This is a genomic window from Streptomyces phaeolivaceus, from assembly GCF_009184865.1.
GTDB lineage: Bacteria > Actinomycetota > Actinomycetes > Streptomycetales > Streptomycetaceae > Streptomyces > Streptomyces phaeolivaceus.
In genome coordinates this window covers 4,077,786-4,097,782 of the sequence record NZ_CP045096.1, presented here as the reverse complement: position 1 = coordinate 4,097,782, position 19,997 = coordinate 4,077,786, and the positions used below count along the sequence as shown (strand labels likewise).

At 72.5% G+C, this 19,997-nt stretch carries 12 protein-coding genes; 6 read left to right on the top strand and 6 right to left on the bottom strand.

All coding sequences use genetic code 11. The features are described 5' to 3' along the window. Positions 1-71: 71 nt before the first annotated feature. Positions 72-566 carry an SUKH-3 domain-containing protein gene (locus tag F9278_RS19115; protein ID WP_152169445.1) on the bottom strand — a complete coding sequence of 165 codons (495 nt, stop codon included), beginning with the start codon at positions 564-566 and terminating at the stop codon, positions 72-74. A gap of 101 nt (positions 567-667) precedes the next feature. Beyond that, positions 668-1,168 (bottom strand): YwqJ-related putative deaminase, encoded by a 501-nt coding sequence (locus tag F9278_RS19110; protein WP_152169444.1) that lies wholly within the window; start codon positions 1,166-1,168, stop codon positions 668-670. 344 nt (positions 1,169-1,512) lie between these two features. Here F9278_RS19110 and F9278_RS19105 point away from each other — a divergent pair, with 344 nt between their 5' ends. The 3 genes from F9278_RS19105 (at position 1,513) to F9278_RS19095 (ending at position 6,588) form a co-directional block, all read left to right on the top strand. Beyond that, positions 1,513-2,523, top strand: a complete 1,011-nt coding sequence (locus tag F9278_RS19105) for an SMI1/KNR4 family protein (RefSeq protein ID WP_152169443.1) — start codon at positions 1,513-1,515, stop codon at positions 2,521-2,523. 7 nt (positions 2,524-2,530) lie between these two features. Next, on the top strand, positions 2,531-5,491 hold the full coding sequence (locus F9278_RS19100; RefSeq protein WP_152169442.1) for an SUKH-4 family immunity protein: 2,961 nt from the start codon (positions 2,531-2,533) through the stop codon (positions 5,489-5,491). A gap of 221 nt (positions 5,492-5,712) precedes the next feature. Next, positions 5,713-6,588, top strand: coding sequence for a cellulose-binding protein (locus tag F9278_RS19095; protein WP_152169441.1), 876 nt, complete (start codon positions 5,713-5,715; stop codon positions 6,586-6,588). 199 nt (positions 6,589-6,787) lie between these two features. Here the strand turns inward: F9278_RS19095 and F9278_RS19090 are convergent, their stop codons facing one another. The 3 genes from F9278_RS19090 to F9278_RS19080 all read right to left on the bottom strand — a co-directional run bounded on the left by F9278_RS19090 (position 6,788) and on the right by F9278_RS19080 (position 10,622). Continuing rightward, on the bottom strand, positions 6,788-8,413 hold the full coding sequence (locus F9278_RS19090; protein ID WP_152169440.1) for a sodium/solute symporter: 1,626 nt from the start codon (positions 8,411-8,413) through the stop codon (positions 6,788-6,790). Further along, positions 8,410-8,925 carry a DUF485 domain-containing protein gene (locus F9278_RS19085; RefSeq protein WP_152169439.1) on the bottom strand — a complete coding sequence of 172 codons (516 nt, stop codon included), beginning with the start codon at positions 8,923-8,925 and terminating at the stop codon, positions 8,410-8,412. Before F9278_RS19085 ends, F9278_RS19090 begins: the two co-directional genes overlap by 4 nt. A 170-nt stretch (positions 8,926-9,095) precedes the next feature. Further along, positions 9,096-10,622 carry an MFS transporter gene (locus F9278_RS19080; RefSeq protein WP_193242008.1) on the bottom strand — a complete coding sequence of 509 codons (1,527 nt, stop codon included), beginning with the start codon at positions 10,620-10,622 and terminating at the stop codon, positions 9,096-9,098. A gap of 443 nt (positions 10,623-11,065) precedes the next feature. Between F9278_RS19080 and F9278_RS19075 the strand changes: the two genes are divergently transcribed. Together F9278_RS19075 and F9278_RS19070 are read left to right on the top strand one after the other, a co-directional pair. Continuing rightward, positions 11,066-11,854 carry an ABC transporter ATP-binding protein gene (locus F9278_RS19075; protein ID WP_152169438.1) on the top strand — a complete coding sequence of 263 codons (789 nt, stop codon included), beginning with the start codon at positions 11,066-11,068 and terminating at the stop codon, positions 11,852-11,854. Next, positions 11,851-14,430: an ABC transporter permease gene (locus F9278_RS19070; protein ID WP_152169437.1), complete on the top strand. Its 2,580-nt coding sequence runs from the start codon at positions 11,851-11,853 to the stop codon at positions 14,428-14,430. Before F9278_RS19075 ends, F9278_RS19070 begins: the two co-directional genes overlap by 4 nt. A gap of 134 nt (positions 14,431-14,564) precedes the next feature. Here the strand turns inward: F9278_RS19070 and F9278_RS19065 are convergent, their stop codons facing one another. Then, complete coding sequence (locus F9278_RS19065; protein ID WP_152169436.1) at positions 14,565-16,037, bottom strand: DUF2079 domain-containing protein; 1,473 nt, start codon at positions 16,035-16,037, stop codon at positions 14,565-14,567. Positions 16,038-16,375: 338 nt separating this feature from the next. Between F9278_RS19065 and mfd the strand changes: the two genes are divergently transcribed. Then, a complete protein-coding gene (gene mfd / locus F9278_RS19060) occupies positions 16,376-19,945 on the top strand; it encodes a transcription-repair coupling factor (protein ID WP_152169435.1) in 3,570 nt (1,189 codons plus the stop codon). The last annotated feature ends 52 nt before the right edge of the window (positions 19,946-19,997 follow it).

Here is a 19,997-nt window from a genome sequence, read left to right as displayed (position 1 = left end):
CCCATCGCCCCTAGCGGCACGATTGCCCGCAGTCGGGGGGCGGGGTGACGGCCCGGCTGGTGCCCGGCGGATCAGTTCGCCGTCAGGCGGGTTGGGGTCGTGCCGGCGAGGAGGGTGGTGAGGGCCGTGTCGATGTTGGGGCCCAGGTACCAGTCGCCGGTGTGGTCGAGGGCGTAGGCGCGGCCCTCGGAGTCGATGGCGACGAGGGAGCCGGTGGCGGTCTCGTGGCCGAGGGGGCAGACCTCGGTGTCGAGGGCGCGGCCGAGGTCGCCGAGCGTACGGGCCATGTGGAGGCCGTGCAGCGGGTCCAGGTGGAGGTCGGCGGGGGCGAGCCGGCGGCCGGGGCCCTGGGCGGTGAGGCGGAGGCCGCCGAACTCGGCCCAGGCCTCGACCGCGGCCGGGAAGACCGCGTGGCGGTGGCCGGCCGGGGAGATGTGCCCGCGCAGGGTGTCGGCCCAGATCTCGGCCTGCTTTATGTCCCAGCGGCCCGGCAGCCACCCGGCGGCGCGCAGGGCGGCGTCGACCGGGACGGAGAAGCGCGTGGTGGAGGTGCGGTCGGTGTGCATCTGCCCCTTGTTCGTCGGTGGTTCGTGGGTCGTTCGAACGCGGGTCGGGTTCGAGTCCGGTTCGGGGTGTGTCCTGTGGTGGGACGCGTTCCGTGCCCCGCTCAGTTCTGCTGGGTCGGGTCCACCACGCGGACGCCGAAGTGGGCGCTGAGGGCCGCGCAGGAGCGGCAGGGCGGGGCGAACGCGCCGTGGAGGGGGTCGCCGTCCTCGCGGATGTGGCGGGTCGTGAGCTTGGCCTGCTTGAGGACCTTGCGCGCCTCGCCGTTGGACATGGGTCTGCGGGCGGCGCGCTTGCTGCGGCCGGCGTCCGCGCTCGTGATGTGCCGGGAGATCAGGATGGCCTCGGCGCAGCGGCCCGTGAAGCGGTCGCGCTGCGCGGTGGCGAGGGAGTCCAGGAACTCCTGCACCAGTGGGTGCAGCGGCGGCGCGTGGTCGCCGCGCGCGGCCGTGCCGGTGAGGGTCTCGCCGCGTACCGAGAGGGCGGCGGCCACGGTCGGCAGGATGCCGTCGCGGCGGTGGAGGAGGGCGGGAGCGTGCGGCTGTTCCGCGGTGCTCCAGCCGATGCGAGGGTCGCCCGAAGGTCCCGCCTGCGTCGCGCTCATGGTCGTGATCCCCTCCTATTACATCCCCCGCCAGCGGACACAGAGTGCCAAACGGCGTGGCCCGTGCGGAAGCTGGGGCAGTACGACACGCCCGTTCTTCGGCGTTCCGTAAGGGTGGTGTGACGGCTGGTCACGGAAGCGGAGGCCCGGTGACCGGTGCCGCCGTACCGCATAGGCTGTCGACGACCGCGATCCGTTCGGTCTTGCGATCGAGGGCGGACAGAACAGGCCGTAACGGGGCTTTTTCTGCTGCCGGAGAGCGGTGCGACACAGCGACAACGCAGCCAGAAGCAGCCAGAAGCAGCCAGTAGAGGTCTCACAGAACGCCGCAGGGGGCTACCGCCATGACGACAGGTCGGCTCGGGCAGCAAGCCGCGCCGCCGAACGCGGCCTACGCCGGGCAGGTCGTGCAGTTTCCGGACCCGGTCCGGGCCGCGCGTCATCCGAGGGGTGTCCGTGTTGACGCGCACGGCTTTCCGGACTTCTCGCCCTACGCGCGCGCCGCGGCGGAGATCGCCGATCCCCCGGAGGGCTTCGGGGTCGATGAGCTGCGGTTGACGGACTACGTGTCCGCGAACGCGGCGCTGGCGGCGACCGGACACGAGTTGTGGGACACGATCCCGCCGGTGGCGACGCCGCACGGCTGGACGTGGCATCACGCGCCGGGCGGCCGTCGGCTGGAGCTGGTGCCGGTCGAGGTGAAGGCGCTGCTGCGGCACCACGGCGGTATCGCGACGGCGCGCGTGGACCAGCACAAGCGGGGCACGCGGCCGTTGCAGGAGACCCGGCCGGCGCACTTCGGGCTGCCGAAGTCGTCGGCGGTGGCGGTGACCGAGGCGCAGGTGCAGGGCGTCGAGGAGGACCTCGGGTACCGGCTGCCGGGCGCCTACCGGTCGTTCCTGAAGGCGGCGGGCGGCTGCGCCCCCGTCGGGGCGGCGCTGGACGCCGAGTTGGGGCTGCTGGTCGACCAGCCGTTCTTCACGGTGCGCGACGAGGCCGCGGTCAACGACCTCGTGTACGTCAACAAGTGCCTGCGTGACCATCTCACCAAGGACTATCTGGCCGTCGCGTTCGCGCAGGGCGGGATCCTCGCGGTGAAGGCGAAGGGCGACCGGATCGGATCGGTCTGGTTCTGCGCGTACGACGACGCCCGTGACGTCGATCCGTCGTGGCCGCCGGCCGAGCGGGTGGAGCGGCTGCTGCTGCCCGCCGGTGAGGACTTCGACGCGTTCCTGTCCCGGCTGGCGGGCAATCCGCCGGAACTGGAGACGGTGGCCAACCTGATGGTGGACGGTGGCTTCGCACGTGCCGTGCCGGTCGCCGAGGGCGCCGCCGCGTCCACGGTGGGGGAGTGAGTTTTCGATGGTGACGTTCGCTCAGGCGCAGGAGCGCGCCGAGGAGTGGATCAACGGGGATCTTCCGGCCTATCAGCACCGTGAGGTGCGGGTACGGGAGTTCGATCTCGGGTTCGTGGTGTGGGCCGAGGACCGGGTGGACGGCCCGCGTTCCGACGGTGGCGCGCAGCGGCTGGTCATCGCCCGGGACAGCGGGGAGGCCACGCTGTGGCCGTCGCTGCCGGTGGGCGAGGTGATCCGCCGGTTCGAGGAGGAGTACGGCCGCGTGGACGAGGCTCCGGCCGCCGCGCCGGCGCCTCCGGCCCGGGTGGATCTGAACCAGACGTCGTTCCTGCTGACTCCGCCGGAGTGGTTGCAGGACGCGGCGGACAAGCTGGGGATTCCGGACCACCGCGCGAGCGCGCGAACCGGGTCCGGCTCCGGTGCCGGTGCGTCCGACGGGTCCGGCCTCGTGGGCGCCGACGGGGCGTCCGGGGGCGGTGGTCCGCTGCCCGAGACGCTGGCCGGGCCGGTGGGGCAGTCGCCCTCGGCCGGTCAGGGGGCGCCCGCCACACCGGCCGACGCCACGCCGTGGCCGGCCGCCGCGTCGGCGGAGGACGAGGTGCGCGACGCGGTGCCGCCGAGGGCCGCCGACCCACAGGACGCGGTGCCGGCGGGGGCGACCCCGTGGGCCGGTACGGACACCAACGCCGATGCCGAGGACGACCGTTCGGTGCCGCTGCCGGAGACCGTGTTCGCCCCGCAGCTGTCCGAGGTGCGCGAGGAGGACGACACCCCGCCGCACAGCTCCCTGCCGGAGGCCAGGACCGCGCTGATCTCCGGCGGCAGCCAGCTCCCGCGTACGACGGTGGCCCCGGCCCTGGGCGGCCCCGGCCCCGGCTCGGGCACACCGGGCGGCCCTGCGCAGCCGGGACAGCAACCGCCGCCCCCGGGTCCGGGCACCCCGCCGCCGGGCGGGCCGCAGTCGTACGGGTATCCGCAGGGTCCCGGTGGTCCGCAGGGGCCCGGCACCCCGCCGCCCGGTGCGCCGTCCTACGGCTATCCGCAGGGTCCCGGTGGTCCGCAGGGTCCGGGCACCCCGCCGCCGGGCGGGCCGCAGTCGTACGGGTATCCGCAGGGTCCCGGGGGTCCCCAGGGCCCCGGCACCCCGCCGCCGGGTCGGCCGCTGCCGCCGCACGCCGGTGACATCGCCGACGCCGCCACCAGCAAGGCCGCACCGCCTCCGCGCCGGGGCGGTGGGCAGGGCGCGCCGCCGCCTCCGGCTCCGCCGGGCACCCCGGGGACACCGGGCGCCCGGCCGGGCGCCACGCCCCCGCCGCCGTCCGGGCCCGGCGCGCCGGGCACCCCGGCGGGCGGGTACGTGCCGACCCAACTGGTCTCCTCCCTCGGCCCGAACGGGCCGGAGGGCTTCCCGGGCACGCCCGGCGCCCCTGGCCGGCCCGGCGCTCCCGGTCAGCCTGGCGCGCCCGGTGCGCCCGGTGCTCCTGGCGCCCCTGGTGCGCCGAATCCGCCGGGGGGTACGCCGGCGGGTGGTGTGCACCATGCGGCGACGATGCTGGCCGGGCCCGCGGTCGGCGGTCCGGGTGCGCCGCTGCCGCCCGGCCCTCCCGGGGCTCCGGGTCAGCCCGGTCAGCCCGGCGCGCCCGGTGCTCCTGGCGCCCCTGGTGCGCCGAATCCGCCGGGGGGTACGCCGGCGGGTGGTGTGCACCATGCGGCGACGATGCTCGCCGGGCCCGCGGTCGGCGGTCCGGTCGCTCCGGGTGCGCCCGGCGCTCCGGGGCAGCCGCCGGGTGCCCCCGGTCCCGTGCACCACGCCGAGACGATGCTGGCCGGGCCGCCGGTCGGTGGTCCGGGCGGGCCCGGTGTGCCGCCCGGTCCGCACGGGATGCCGCCGGGGACTCCGCACGGCATGCCCGGACAGCCGATGCCCGGTCAGCCGGGGCCGCCGATGGGGGCTCCGCCGGCGTACGGCTATCCGCAGCCGCCCGCCGGGCAGCCGACCGTCGGCCCCGGCTACCAGGCCGTGCTGCGGTTCCGGGCACCGGACGGCTCCGAGCAGCAGGTGATCCGGCGTTCGCAGCCGGGCACGCCGCACCCCGAGTGGCAGATCTTCCATGAGCTGCGCGGGATGAACATCCCGCCGGAGGCCGTGCTGGAGCTGCACACCGAGCTGGAGTCGTGCGAGCTGCCGGGTGCCTACTGCGCCCGGATGATCCGCGAGCAGTGGCCGAACGCGCGCATCACCTCCATCGCCCCCTACGGCAAGGACCACGCGAGCCGGCAGCAGGGCATGGCTCAACTCATCGCGCACCAGGGCGAGTTGCACCAGGTCGCGGACGGTCCGGCCCGGCTCGCGCCGGTGCGGGCTCCGCTGCACCCGGTGCAGCCGACGCCGCCGATCCCGCCGGAGGCGATCGGGCAGGAGCTGGCGGCGGCGTTCGGACCGGGGGTGTTCCGGTTCGACCAGCAGGCGGTGTCGCGGCAGGGCGTCCCGCCGATCGTGGCGCACACGCTCGTCGTCGCCGGACTGCCCGTCGACATGGGCCCGTTCTTCTGGGCGCAGGCCCAGCCGGGCCGCCCGGTGCCGACGCTGGCGGAGCTGGCCCAGGAGCGCGGGGTGCAGCCGGCGGCCGACGCGGGCTCGTACCTGGTGATGGGCAGCGACTTCGGCAAGGCGCTGTGTGTGCAGTACGGCACGGCGAACATCGTGGCCGTACCGGTGGAGGCGGGACCGGGCGGTGCTCCCGTGCCGCCGCAGTTCGTGAACACCGGGCTGCCGGAGTTCGCGCGCTGCCTCGCCCTCCTCGGCCGTATGTGGCGGCTCCGCTTCGGCCTCAACCAGGAGCAGGCGGGCCGCTGGACCGTCGACTTCCAGGCCCAGCTCGCCGCCCTCGACCCGGCGGCGCTCGCCTCGCCGGAGAGCTGGTGGTCGGTGCTGCTGGAGCAGATGTGGGACGGACTGCTGTGATCCGCCGCGGCTGACGGCCGCGTCGCCGCAGGGGCCCGGCCCGGTCTCGTACGAGACCGGGCCGGGCCCCTGCGGCGTACCCGTCGCGCCCCCTTTTCGTACGGGTGCCGCCGCCTCCCGTGACCCCCGCACGGAGTGTCGCGTTATGAACACTTCTGCCCGATACATCAAGATATGCGCGAAATCATCATTTCGTGTGCGTCCGGCGGAGAGGGCCCAGCATGAGCAGCGCACCGACGGCACCCCATGACTTCGAGTTCGACCTCGTACGGCGTGGATACCGCCCCGACCAGGTCGACAGCCACGCGGCGGCGCTCTCCGGGGACCGGGACGCCGCGTGGGAGCGGGCCGCCCGGCTGACCGTGCTGGCCCGCGAGATGGGCGCGGACCTCGACCGGCTGCGCGAGACGGTCGCCGGACTGACCCCCCAGACGTACGAGGCGCTCGGCGAGAGCGCGAGGCATCTGTTCGCCCTCGGTGTCGAGGAGGCCGCGGCCGTCCGGGAGGGCGGGCGCGACGATGCCCGGCGGATCACCGAGGAGGGGGAGGAGAGCGGGCAGCGGCTGCGGGACGCGGCGCGGGCGTACGCCGACGGGTTGCGCGACGAGGCCGAGGAGCGGGCCCGGCAGCTGCTGCTGGCCGCCCAGGCCGAGGCCGACGAGCTGCGGATCGAGGCCCGGCGCGGGGTGAAGGAGGGGCGGGGCGAGGCGCTGGCCGCGCTGCGGGAGGTGCGGGAGCGGACCGAGGGGATGCTCGCCGAACTCGCCAAGGAGTACGACGAGCGGGTGGCCGGGATCGAGCGGGAGGTCGCGGAGCGGGAGGCCGCGTTCGACGCGGGGCAGGCCGACCGGGTGGCTCGGGCGGAGGCCGCCCTCGCCGAGGCGGAGCGGGAGTTCGCGGCGGCGGAGGCGGACGCGGCGCGGATGCGGGACGACGCGGAGGAGCGGGCGGAGGAGGCGTTGGCCGAGGCGCGGCGGCGGGAGGAGTGGGTGGCTCGGGAGACGGAGAGGGTGTTGCGGGAGCACGGGGAGAGCTGGGACGGGGTGCGGGCGCAGATGGACTGCATCCGGGACAGCTTGTCGGCGCTGACGGATTAGGTGGGGGGTGCGGTGCGGGTGCGTCGTCGGGCGCGGGCCCGGTGGGGCTTCTCGCGCAGTTCCCCGCGCCCCTGAAAAGCAGGGGCTGCGCCCCATGCTTTTCAGGCCCGCAGGGGCCTGGTCTTTTAGGGGCGCGGGGAACTGCGCGACCAGCCCCCACCGGACCCGCAGTCGCCCACGCACCCGCACCCCCACCCCATCAGGCGCCCCCATTCCCCCGCGCCACCCCCGCCAGGATCCGGCCCTCCACAGCCTCGTACCGCCGCCGCTGCTCCGTGGCCTCGGTGCGGCCGGAGGCGAGCGTGCCGAGCCAGCCGGCGAGGAAGCCGAGGGGGATGGAGACGAGGCCGGTCGTGGTGAAGGGGAACCAGTTGAAGTCGGCCCGGGGGAAGGCGGCGTGGGGCGAGCCGGAGACGAGGTTGGTGCCGGTCATCAGGACGAGTACGGCGAGGCCGCCGCCGATGAGCGTGCACATCAGCCCCGTACGGGTGTAGCGGCGCCAGAAGAGGCCGTAGACCAGCGCGGGGGCGATCGCGGAGGCGCCGAGGCAGAAGGAGAGGGTCACCAGGGGCTGGAGGTTGCGGTGCTGGACCAGCGTCGCGAGGACGATCGCGGTGACGCCGACCGCGCCCGCCGACAGCCGGGCGAGGGCCATCTCGCGGCGGGGGGTGAGGGGTTGGGTGGCGAGCGCCGCGAAGACGTCGTGGGCCAGGGAGTTGGCGCAGGCGAGGATCATTCCGGCCACGGAGGCGAGCAGGGTCAGGAAGACCGCCGTGGTGACCGTGGTGAGGAGCAGGGTCTCCGTCGTGGACACCTCCGCACCGAACGCGGCCATCGAGCCCAGCAGATAGGCCGTGTTGCCCTGCGGGTCCGCCCCCGCGATCACCTCGCGGCCGATCAGGGCCGTCGCGCCGAAGCCGATCACCGAGATGATCAGCACGAAGAAGGCGACGGAGGGGACCGCCCAGGACAGTGAACGGCGTACCTGACGGGCGCTGTTGGCCGTGTACACGCGCATGGTGACATGGGGGAGGCAGGCGCCGCCGAGGACGACCGTCAACTGGGCGCTGATCATGTCGAGTTCGGGGTACGGGCCGCCCGAGAACTGGAGCCCCGACCGGAGGTGGCCCGCGCCGATCCCGCTCCGGTCGGCCGCCGCGCCGAGCAGTGCGCCGGGGTTCCAGTCGAACTTGTTCAGGATCAGTACGGCGACCAGCGCGCCGGAGCCGAGCAGCATCACGATCTTGATGATCTGGATGAGGGCGGTGCCCTTCATCCCGCCGATGGCCGCGTAGCCGATCATCAGCGCGCCGACGACGACCACGACACCGGTCTTCAGGCTGTCGCCGGAGAAGCCGAGGACGAACGCCAGCAGATCGCCGGTGCCCGCGAGTTGGACCAGCATCATCGGCATCAGCGCGGCGATCGTGACGACGCAGGCGGTGATGCGGACGCAGCGGCCGGGCATCCGCCGGGTCAGCGCGTCGCCCATCGTGAACCGGCCCGCGTTCCGCAGGGGTTCGGCCAGCAGGAACATCAACAGCATCAGGGACAGGGCCGTGCTGAGGGCGAGGACGACACCGTCGTAGCCGAAGAGGGCGATCACCCCGCCGGTGCCGAGCACCGTGGCCGCGGAGATGTAGTCGCCCGCGATGGCGAGGCCGTTGCGCATGGGGGAGAGCGAGCTGTAGCCGGTGTAGAACTCGTCGAGGTCGTCCCGGTCCGGGCCCGTCATCACACACAGGAGGAGGGTGATCGTGGCGACCGCCGTGAAACCGACGAGCGACATGGCCTGCGCCGACCCGCTGAACTCGGCGGGGTTCATCGCACGGCCCCCCGTCCCGCGTCCCGCCGGGTGTTCCGCCGCGCGTCCACCGCCGCCAGTTCGCGTATGCGGTCGGCCAGTGGGTCGACCCGGTGGCGCGCGGTGTACTCGTACAACCAGATGGCCAGGCACATCACCGGTAGCTGGAGCAGACCGAGCAGCAGGCCCGTGGAGAGTCCGCCGGTGACCTCGCTCGTCATGAACGACGGGGCGAACGCCGACAGCGGCAGGAACAGCACGAAGTAGCCGAGGGCCGTCAGTGTCGCCACCCGCCGCTGCCGGCGGTAGGCGCTGCGCAGGACCCGGAGGTCGCTGTGATGGCCGAGCGGGGTGTCGCGGGGGCCGGGCGGGTCCGGGTCCGGGTCCGGGTCCTGGGGCACCCAGGGGTAGGTCCGGTACGAGGGCGAGGAGGTGTGCGGGGGATACGGGGACGAGGTGCGCGGTGGGTACGGCGGCTGACGCGGTGGTGGGTACGGCCGTCGGTGCGGGGGTGACGAGAACGCGTCGGTCATCCCTTTGTCTCCTTGCGCGGCTCGGGTCCGGTGCGGACCACGGGGAGCGGGGGGCGGGCGTGAACGCTACTCGTGGGTTCGGCGGTAAGCGAGCCTTTCGACAAACTGATCGGTCGGTATGCGCTTGCTTGGAGGATCCGGCCCTGACCTCGGGTGTTACCCGGATTGACTCAGGTTTTTGAACGAGGGTCAGCGGAACCGCCCGGGGCGAGCACCGGAAATCTCCGGGGCGCCACCAGCAGCAGCACCACGAACGCGACCGCCGCCGCGCAGGCCGCGCCGAGGTACACGGCGTGCACCGCGTCGGCGACCGCGCGGCGGACGGGTTCGGCGGCGGTACCGGTGTCGAGGGAGTGGGTGACGGCGTCGAGGTCGCCCGCGCCGCCGAGACGGGAGGCGAGGACACCGTTGGCGACCGCGCCGAAGACCGCCGCGCCCAGGGTCTGCCCGGTCTGGCGGCAGAAGAGGATGGAGGCCGTGGCGGTACCGCGCTCCTCCCACTCCACCGACGACTGGACACCGATGATCAGCGGGAGCTGGAAGAGACCCAGCGCGGCGCCGAGGAGGAGCATCAGCAGCATCGGCTGCCACGCCTCACCCGGGTAGGGCAGGAACGGGAAGGCGAAGAGGAGGGCCGCCGCCGCGCCGATGCCGATCAGCGCGGTGTTCCGGAAGCCGATGCGGCGGTAGACGTGCTGGCTCAGGGCCGCCGACACCGGCCAGCTCAGCGTCCAGATGGAGACCACGAAACCGGCCGCCACCGGCGCCAGGCCCAGCACCGACTGGGCATAGGTCGCCAGGAACACCGTGGGCGCGACCATCAGCAGGCCGAGCGCGCCGAGTGCCAGGTTCACCGCGGCGATCGTGCGGCGGCGCCACACCCAGCCGGGGATGATCGGCTCGGCGGCCCTGCGCTCGATCAGCACCAGTACGGCGATCAGGGCGACTCCCGTACCGAGCAGGGTGACCGAGGGCCAGGAGAACCAGTCCCAGGCCACCCCGCCCTGCACCAGCGCCATCAGCAGGGCACCGCCACTGGCGAAGATCGTCAGCGCGCCCGCCCAGTCGATCCGGGGCCGGCCCGTCGACTCGCGCGCGGGCTCGTGCAGATGACGGACCAGCAGCCACAACGCCGCCGCGCCCAGCGGGAGGTTGATGAGGAAGATCCACCGCCAGTCCGCGTACGCGGCCAGCGCGCCGCCCACCCCCGGGCCCGCCACCGCCGACACCGCCCACACCGTGGACAGCTTGGACTGGATCTTGGGGCGCTCCTTGAGGGGGTAGAGATCGGCGGCCAGGGTCTGGACCGTGCCCTGGAGCGCTCCGCCGCCCAGCCCCTGGACGATACGGAAGGCGATCAGCGAGCCCATGTCCCAGGCCAGCGCGCACAGCAGCGAGCCGAGCAGGAACAGGGCCGCGCCCACCACGAGGACCGGCTTGCGGCCGAAGGTGTCGGAGAGCTTGCCGTAGACGGGGAGGGTGACGGTGACGGCGAGCAGATAGCCCGAGAAGAGCCAGGAGAAGACGGAGAAGCCGCCGAGGTCGGCGACGATCTGCGGTACGGCGGTGGAGATGATCGTGGAGTCCAGCGCGGACAGGCCCATGGCCAGCATCAGCGCGGCGGTGACGGCTCTTCGGCTGCCGGTCCCGTCGGCGGGCCGTACCGCGTCGCGGGTCGCGGGCCGTATGCCGCCCACCTGATCGCCGCCCACTTGCTCGCCGTCCACCGAATGCCTTCCCCTTGCACCTATCTGCCGCCGACCACCATGCCATTGACCCTCACGCCACGGCAGGGTGCAGGGTGGTCGCACCGCGGGCCGGAGGTCAACCCCGAGACGGTCTCCTCCCAGGGGGCGAGATCCCTTAGGGGTACCTCCGTACTACGGCTAAGGGCGGCTTCGTACCGCCGGAGGACGAGACGGGACACCTGCCGTCCTTAACCTGGCTTTACGCCGCTGGGGGGTGGCGTACCGGACCCGCGGGGGTGGGGTTTTCCCCCGCAGAAGACTGCGCTGGGCACCAGCGCGCCGGACCCCTCACGGGGGCCAGACTCATCAGCACATCGCTCGGCACACCACCTCGCACGACTCGGCACCTCGCTTCGTGCGGCTCGTTCACCCACCGACATAGGAGAAATACCGTGACATCGGCTGTGACCATCACCAGGCACGGGGGTACTGGAGGGACTACGGCCGTTGCCGCGCGGGCGCGGCAGGTCGTGAAGGCGTACGGGTCCGGTGAGACCCGTGTCGTCGCCCTCGACCATGTGGATGTGGACATCGCGCGGGGCCAGTTCACCGCGATCATGGGCCCCTCGGGGTCCGGCAAGTCCACCCTCATGCACTGCCTCGCCGGACTCGACAACGTGACCTCGGGTCAGATCCACCTCGACGACACCGAGATCACCGGGCTCAAGGACAAGAAGCTCACGCAGCTGCGCCGGGACCGGATCGGGTTCATCTTCCAGGCGTTCAACCTGCTGCCCACGCTGAACGCGATAGAGAACATCACGCTCCCGATGGACATCGCGGGGCGCAAGCCGAACAAGGAGTGGCTGGGGCGGGTCGTCGACACCGTCGGGCTCTCGGACCGGCTGAAGCACCGGCCCAACCAGCTCTCCGGCGGCCAGCAGCAGCGCGTCGCCGTGGCCCGCGCCCTGGCCGCCCGGCCGGAGATCATCTTCGGTGACGAGCCCACCGGCAACCTGGACTCCCGGGCCGGCGCCGAGGTGCTGGGCTTCCTGCGCAGGTCCGTCGACGAGCTGGGCCAGACCATCGTGATGGTCACCCACGACCCGGTGGCCGCCTCGTACGCGGACCGGGTGCTGTATCTGGCCGACGGCCGCATCGTCGACGAGATGTTCAAGCCGACCGCCGACGCCGTGCTGGACCGCATGAAGGACTTCGACGCCCGGGGGCGTACGTCATGACTGTCATGAAGACCTCGATGCGCAACTTCTTCGCGCACAAGGGGCGGATGGCGCTGTCGGCCATCGCGGTCATGCTGTCCGTGGCGTTCGTGACGGGGACCCTGGTCTTCACCGACACGATGGGCACCACGTTCGACAAGCTGTTCGCGGCCACCTCCTCCGATGTCACGGTCAGCGCCAAGGGCGCCTCGGACAGCGGTGAGACGCAGTCCGACAACGGCAAGCCGCCGGTCATGCCCGCGTCGGTGGTGGACGAGGTGGCCGGCACGGACGGGGTGAAGTCGGCCGAGGGCACCGTCTTCTCGACCTCCGTGACGGTCGTCGACGCCGACAAGGACAGCCTCTCGCCCACCAGCGGCGCCCCGACCATCGTCGGCAACTGGAACGCCAACGACGCCCGCACCATGGAGATCTCGTCCGGCGACGCGCCGCGCGGCCCCGACCAGATCGTGGTCGACGCGGACACCGCCGACAAGCACGACCTGAGGCTCGGTGACGAGATCGGTGTGATCAGCGCCGTCGGCACGCACGAGGCGAAGGTCTCCGGCATCGCCGAGTTCCAGGTCACCAACCCGGGCGCCGCGATCTTCTACCTCGACACCGCCACCGCGCAGCAGGCGCTCGTCGGCGAGACCGGCGTGTACACCAACGTCAACATCACCGCGGACACCGGCTTCACGGACGCGCAGGTGAAGAAGAACGTCTCCGCCGAACTGGGCGGCGCCTACAAGGTGCAGACCGCCAAGGAGATCGCGGACGCCAACGCCAAGGACGTCGGCGAGTTCATGAGCGTGATGAAGTACGCCATGCTCGGCTTCGCCGGGATCGCCTTCCTGGTCGGCATCTTCCTGATCATCAACACCTTCTCGATGCTGGTCGCCCAGCGGACCCGGGAGATCGGCCTCATGCGGGCCATCGGCTCCAGCCGGGGCCAGGTCAACCGGTCGGTCCTCGTCGAGGCGCTGCTCCTGGGCGTGTTCGGCTCGATCCTCGGTGTCGCCGGTGGTGTCGGCCTCGCCATCGGGCTGATGAAGCTGATGAGCGCCACCGGCATGAACCTGTCCACCGACGACCTCACCGTCGCCTGGACCACCCCTGCGGTCGGTCTGCTCCTCGGCATCGTCGTCACCGTCCTCGCCGCGTACGTCCCGGCCCGGCGCGCCGGCAAGGTCTCCCCGATGGCCGCCCTGCGCGACGCCGGCGCCCCGCTGGACGCCAGGGCCGGCATCGTCCGGGCCGTGATCGGCCTGCTCCTGACCGGCGCCGGCGGCTACTGCCTGTACCTGGCGTCCGCCGCCGACAAGGCGAGCGAGGGCTCGATGTGGCTGGGCGGCGGGGTCGTCCTCTCCCTCATCGGCTTCGTCGTCATCGGCCCGCTGCTCGCCGGCGCGGTGGTGCGGGTGCTCGGCGCGGTCGTCCTGCGGGCCTTCGGCCCCGTCGGGCGGATGGCCGAACGCAACGCGCTGCGCAACCCACGCCGTACGGGCGCCACCGGCGCCGCCCTGATGATCGGTCTCGCCCTGGTCGCCTGTCTGTCGGTCGTCGGCTCCTCGATGGTCGCCTCGGCCACCGAGCAGCTCGACAAGACGGTCGGCACGGACTTCATCATCCAGTCCGACACCGGACAGCTGATCACCCCGCAGGCCGTGAAGGCCGCGAAGTCCGCCGAGGGCGTCGCGAACGTCACCGAGTACAAGTGGACCGAGGCCGACTTCACCACCCCCGACGGCAAGACGCTCAAGAAGACGGCCATCACCGCCGCCGACCCGAGCTACGCCACCGACCTCGCCACCGAGGTCGTCGCGGGCAGGCTGGCCGACGCCTACAAGCCCGACTCGATGTCCGTCCACGAGAAGTTCGCCAAGGACCACGACATCGAGCTCGGCTCCAAGATCGCCGTCGACTTCAAGGACGGCTCCACGGCCGACCTCACCGTCCGCGCGATCACCAGCAGCGACGTCGTCATCGACGCCGGGGCCATGTACACCTCCATCGACACGATGGCCAAGTACGTCCCCGCCGACAGGATGCCTCTCGACCAGCTGCTCTTCGCCTCGGCGAAGGAGGGCCGGGACGCGGCGGCGTACAAGTCCCTCAAGGACGCGCTGCACGACTATCCGCAGTACGAGGTCCGAGACCAGACCGACTACAAGGAAGCGCTGAAGGGCCAGATCGACCAGCTCCTGAACATGATCTACGGCCTGCTCGCCCTCGCGATCATCGTCGCGATCCTGGGCGTCGTGAACACGCTGGCCCTGTCGGTCGTCGAGCGGACCCGGGAGATCGGCCTGATGCGGGCGATCGGTCTCTCCCGCCGCCAGCTGCGCCGCATGATCCGTCTGGAGTCGGTCGTCATCGCCCTCTTCGGCGCGCTCCTCGGCCTGGGACTGGGCATGGGCTGGGGCGCCACCGCGCAGCAGCTCCTCGCCCTGGAGGGCCTGAACGTCCTCGACATCCCCTGGCCGACCATCATCGGCGTCTTCGTCGGCTCGGCCTTCGTGGGCCTGTTCGCCGCGCTGGTCCCGGCGTTCCGGGCGGGCCGGATGAACGTACTGAACGCGATCGCGACCGAGTAGCCACAGGCCACCGAGCACGGGGGAACGGGGACACGGAGGAACGGGGGAGCACGGGGGAACGGGGGAGCACGGGGGAACGGGGGAGAGCCCGGCGTCGGGAAGCGGAGGCTTCCGGGCGCCGGGCTCCACCCGTGTCAGCGGCCCGGCGGCGTGGTGGCGCGCTCGGGAGACGTCCGCTTCAGCAGCACATACCCCTGGATGACACCCCGCAGCGTGTACGTGTCCCGGGGATGCAGCTGCCGCGCGAACCCGGGGACGTCCTTCACCCAGCGCGAGTTGTTGTTGAAGACGATGTAGTCGGGCGCGAGGCCCTTGGTCCGGCCGATCCAGAAGACCCGGCAGCGGGAGGTCAGCCGGGCGATCGGGCCGATGTTGGCCTCGACGGTCGCCCCGTCGGGGATCGTGGCGATCAGCCTCTCCACGGCCCTGACGCTCTCCGGCACCCGATAGGCGTCCGCCTCGGTCAGCTTGCCCAGCGGCAGCGCGGTCGTCAGCGCGAGCGAGGCCGCGAGCACGGCGGCGGGCAGCTGCGTCGCGTACGAGCGCAGCCGGGGGCGGGCGCTGTGCCGGGCGGCCGGGAGCACATCGACGAGCGCGAGCGTGACGATCGGCATCAGGACGGCGCTGTAGTGCCAGGCCGTGCCCCAGTAGTTGTCGTCGGAGGAGACGAACCGCCAGCCCAGGGTCGGCAGCACGGCGAGCACGACCGGGGAGCGCAGGGCGAGCAGTCCGCTGGTCGGGATCAGCAGCCACAGGACGGTACGGATCTTGATGTCCATGCCGGAGAGGGGGCCGCCCCCGCCGACCTTGGACAGATAGTCCGAGGTCCCGGTGGTGTTGAAGGCCGGGACGACCAGGGTGAAGGTGAGCAGCGTGGCGACCGCGCCGAACGCCGCGACCGCGAGGGCGTACGGCACGACCCGGGAGTCGCCGTCCCGCCGGGCCCGGAGCGCGACGACCACGGCGATCGCCGCCAGCGTCAGCCCCTGGTCCTCCTTCACCAGCACCAGCGGCAGCCCCCAGAACAGCGCCGCGCGCCACCGCCGCCGGAGCAGCGCCTCCAGCGAGAACGCGATCAGCGGCACCGCGAAACAGATCTCGTGGAAGTCGAAGTCCACGGCGTTCTGCAGCCCCCACGACAGCCCGTACGCCACGCCCAGTGCGAGCCCCCGCGCCCGCCCCAGCGCCCGGACCGCCGCCCTGGTCACCGGCACCGCCGACAGCGCGAACAGCGCGGCCTGGGCCACGAGCAGTGTCACGGGCGACGGGAACACCCGGTAGAACGGCCCGAACAGCATGGTCACCGGGCTGAAGTGATCCCCGAGCACGTTGTACCCCGGCCCCTTCAGCTCGACGATCGGCGCCTGGAAGTGCGCGTACGCCCGCACCGCCTGCTCGTAGATGCCCAGGTCGTAGGACCGGGTCCCCATCCGCAGATACCGCCCGATCGACACCACCGCGTACGCCACGAACAGCCCGGCGGCGAGCAGACACGGCTCCCGGCCCGCGAGGGAGATCCGCCGGCCGGGGCGCCCGGCCGAGCCGGACGCCGCGACCGGCGCGGGTATGAGCGCCGACGACTGCACGGACGGTGCGCTCGGGACCATGGGGGCTCACGTTCGGGTAGGGGCGGGGGTGCCCTAAGAGGGTAGGCGGCCGGTGGATCGCAGGGGCGCGGCCCCTGCTTCCAAGGGGCGCGGGGAACTGCGCGAGATCCCCCACCGGACGCGCATACCCACCCACCCCGCGCGGAGCGCGAAGGGGGTCGAAGGGGCGCGGCCCCTGGAGGACGGGACGGGTAGGGGCGGCGGGGGCGAGAAAAAGTCACCCACGACCCCCACACCGCTCGTCGTACCCTGGACACCCCCGGCCGTTCACACGAGTCCGGGCGTTCGTGTTGCCCCAGTAACCCCCATCGTGCCCACCCGGACGGGAAACGCCCCGAATGAGCCTCCACGGCCTGCTAGACGCCGTAGTCCAGGACGCCCCCCTCGCGGAAGCGATCAGGGCGGCATCCGACGGCCACCGCACCCACATCGACCTGGTGGGCCCCCCGGCGGCCCGCCCCTTCGCCGTGGCCGCCCTCGCCCGGGACGCCGGCCGCCCCGTACTCGCCGTCACGGCGACGGGCCGCGAGGCCGAGGACCTGGCCGCGGCCCTGCGCTCGCTGCTCCCCCCGGACGGCGTCGTGGAGTACCCGGCCTGGGAGACCCTCCCGCACGAGCGGCTCAGCCCGCGCAGCGACACCGTCGGCCGCCGCCTCGCCGTCCTGCGCCGCCTGGCCCACCCGCGCCCCGACGACCCGGAGACCGGCCCGGTCTCGGTGGTCGTCGCCCCCGTCCGCTCGGTCCTCCAGCCCCAGGTCAAGGGCCTGGGCGACCTGGAACCGGTCGCCCTGCGCTCGGGCGGGACGGCCGACCTGAACCGTACGGTCGAGGCGCTGGCGGCAGCGGCGTACTCCCGGGTGGAGCTGGTCGAGAAGCGCGGCGAGTTCGCCGTACGCGGCGGCATCCTGGACGTCTTCCCGCCGACCGAGGAGCACCCCCTCCGGGTGGAGTTCTGGGGCGACGACGTCGAGGAGATCCGGTACTTCAAGGTCGCCGACCAGAGATCGCTGGAGGTCGCCGAGCACGGGCTGTGGGCGCCGCCCTGCCGTGAACTGCTCCTCACGGACGACGTACGCGCCCGCGCGCGCGCCCTCGCCGAGCGCCACCCGGAGCTGGGCGAGCTTCTCAACAAGATCGCCGAGGGCATCGCCGTCGAGGGCATGGAGTCCCTCGCGCCGGTCCTCGTCGACGACATGGAACTGCTGATCGACGTCCTGCCGAAGGGCGCGATGGCGATCGTCTGCGACCCGGAGCGGGTGCGGACGCGCGCGGCGGACCTGGTGGCGACCTCGCAGGAGTTCCTCCAGGCGTCCTGGGCGGCCACGGCCGGGGGCGGCGAGGCGCCCATCGACGTCGGCGCGGCCTCCCTGCGGGGCATCGCGGACGTTCGCGACCGGGCCCGTGAGCTGGACATGATGTGGTGGTCGGTGTCGCCGTTCGCGGTCGACGAGGAGCTGACGGAGAGCTACGCCGCAGACGCGGCCGGGGACACTCTCAAGCTGGGCATGCACGCCCCCGAGACCTACCGGGGCGACACCGCGAAGGCGCTCGCCGACACCAAGGGCTGGCTCGCCGACGGCTGGCGCACGGTGTTCGTGACCGAGGCCCACGGCCCGGCCGCCCGCACGGTCGAGGTGCTCGGCGGCGAGGGCATCGCGGCCCGCCTGGAGGCCGAGCTGGGGCAGATCTCCGCCTCGGTCGTGCATGTGGCCTGCGGCTCGATCGACTACGGCTTCATCGACCCGGCGCTCAAGCTCGCGGTGCTCACCGAGACCGACCTCACCGGCCAGAAGGCGGCCGGCAAGGACGGCGCCCGGATGCCGGCCCGCCGCCGCAAGACCATCGACCCGCTCACCCTGGAGGCGGGCGACTACATCGTCCACGAGCAGCACGGCGTCGGCCGCTACATCGAGATGGTCCAGCGGACCGTGCAGGGCGCGACCCGCGAGTACCTGGTCGTCGAGTACGCCCCCGCCAAGCGCGGCCAGCCCGGCGACCGCCTCTACATCCCGACCGACCAGCTCGAACAGATCACCAAGTACGTCGGCGGCGAGGCCCCCACCCTGCACCGGCTGGGCGGCGCCGACTGGACCAAGACCAAGGCGCGGGCGAAGAAGGCGGTCAAGGAGATCGCCGCCGACCTCATCAGGCTGTACTCCGCCCGGATGGCGGCCCCCGGTCACGCGTTCGGTTCGGACACGCCCTGGCAGCGCGAGCTGGAGGACGCCTTCCCGTACGCGGAGACGCCCGACCAGCTGACGACGATCGCCGAGGTCAAGGAGGACATGGAGAAGACGGTCCCGATGGACCGTCTGATCTGCGGCGACGTCGGCTACGGCAAGACGGAGATCGCGGTCCGGGCCGCCTTCAAGGCCGTCCAGGACGGCAAGCAGGTGGCCGTGCTGGTGCCGACGACCCTGCTGGTGCAGCAGCACTTCGGCACGTTCAGCGAGCGGTACTCGCAGTTCCCGGTCAACGTCCGGGCCCTGTCCCGCTTCCAGACCGACACCGAGGCCAAGGGCACGCTGGAGGGGCTGCGTGAGGGCGCGGTCGACATCGTCATCGGCACCCACCGGCTGTTCTCCTCCGAGACCAAGTTCAAGGACCTGGGGCTCGTCATCGTCGACGAGGAGCAGCGGTTCGGCGTCGAGCACAAGGAGCAACTGAAGAAGCTGCGCGCGAACGTGGACGTCCTGACGATGTCAGCGACCCCGATCCCGCGCACCCTGGAGATGGCGGTGACCGGCATCCGCGAGATGTCCACGATCACCACCCCGCCGGAGGAGCGGCACCCGGTCCTGACCTTCGTCGGCCCGTACGAGGAGAAGCAGATCGGCGCGGCCATCCGCCGTGAACTCCTGCGCGAGGGCCAGGTCTTCTACATCCACAACCGGGTCGAGTCCATCGACCGGGCGGCGGCCCGGCTGCGTGAGATCGTCCCCGAGGCACGGATCGCGACCGCCCACGGCCAGATGTCCGAACAGGCCCTGGAACAGGTCGTCGTCGACTTCTGGGAGAAGAAGTTCGACGTCCTCGTCTCCACGACGATCGTGGAATCGGGCATCGACATCTCCAACGCGAACACGCTGATCGTGGAGCGCGGCGACACCTTCGGCCTCTCGCAACTGCACCAGCTGCGGGGGCGCGTGGGCCGGGGCCGGGAGCGGGGTTACGCGTACTTCCTCTACCCGCCGGAGAAGCCGCTGACGGAGACCGCCCACGAGCGGCTGGCCACCATCGCCCAGCACACGGAGATGGGCGCGGGCATGTATGTGGCGATGAAGGACCTGGAGATCCGGGGCGCGGGCAACCTGCTCGGCGGCGAACAGTCCGGCCACATCGCGGGCGTCGGCTTCGACCTGTACGTCCGGATGGTCGGCGAGGCGGTCGCGGACTATCGGCGTCAGCTGGAGACAGGGGAGCCTTCGGCGGGAGGATGGGAGGAGCCGCCGCTCGAAGTGAAGATCGAGCTGCCGGTCGACGCGCACGTCCCGCACGACTACGCGCCGGGCGAGCGGCTGCGGTTGCAGGCCTACCGGGCCATCGCCTCCGTCAACACCGAGGCCGACATCGCCGCCGTACGCGAGGAACTCGTCGACCGGTACGGCAAGTTGCCCGAGCCGGTGGAGAACCTGCTGCTGGTGGCCGGGCTGCGGATGCTCGCCCGTGCCTGCGGGGTCGGCGAGATCGTCCTCCAGGGCACCAACATCCGCTTCGCCCCGGTGGAGTTGCGCGAGTCGCAGGAGCTGCGGCTCAAGCGGCTCTACCCGGGGACGGTCATCAAACCGGCCGTCCACCAGGTGCTGGTGCCCCGCCCGAAGACGGCGAAGGTCGGCGGGAAGCCGCTGGTCGGGCGCGATCTGCTGGGGTGGACCGGGGAGTTCCTCGCCTCCATTCTGGGGTCGTAGTCGGGGCCGCGTCCGTGGTGGGGGCGGCGTTCGTGGTCGGGGCCGGGGTTCT

What these genes read in the sequence shown, in the direction of transcription:
- F9278_RS19115 (WP_152169445.1), bottom strand. Translation starts at nt 566, where the DNA reads ATGCACACCGACCGCACCTCCACCACGCGCTTCTCCGTCCCGGTCGAC.
- F9278_RS19110 (WP_152169444.1), bottom strand. Translation starts at nt 1,168, where the DNA reads ATGAGCGCGACGCAGGCGGGACCTTCGGGCGACCCTCGCATCGGCTGG.
- F9278_RS19105 (WP_152169443.1), top strand. Translation starts at nt 1,513, where the DNA reads ATGACGACAGGTCGGCTCGGGCAGCAAGCCGCGCCGCCGAACGCGGCC.
- F9278_RS19100 (WP_152169442.1), top strand. Translation starts at nt 2,531, where the DNA reads ATGGTGACGTTCGCTCAGGCGCAGGAGCGCGCCGAGGAGTGGATCAAC.
- F9278_RS19095 (WP_152169441.1), top strand. Translation starts at nt 5,713, where the DNA reads ATGAGCAGCGCACCGACGGCACCCCATGACTTCGAGTTCGACCTCGTA.
- F9278_RS19090 (WP_152169440.1), bottom strand. Translation starts at nt 8,413, where the DNA reads ATGAACCCCGCCGAGTTCAGCGGGTCGGCGCAGGCCATGTCGCTCGTC.
- F9278_RS19085 (WP_152169439.1), bottom strand. Translation starts at nt 8,925, where the DNA reads ATGACCGACGCGTTCTCGTCACCCCCGCACCGACGGCCGTACCCACCA.
- F9278_RS19070 (WP_152169437.1), top strand. Translation starts at nt 11,851, where the DNA reads ATGACTGTCATGAAGACCTCGATGCGCAACTTCTTCGCGCACAAGGGG.
- F9278_RS19065 (WP_152169436.1), bottom strand. Translation starts at nt 16,037, where the DNA reads ATGGTCCCGAGCGCACCGTCCGTGCAGTCGTCGGCGCTCATACCCGCG.
- mfd (WP_152169435.1), top strand. Translation starts at nt 16,376, where the DNA reads ATGAGCCTCCACGGCCTGCTAGACGCCGTAGTCCAGGACGCCCCCCTC.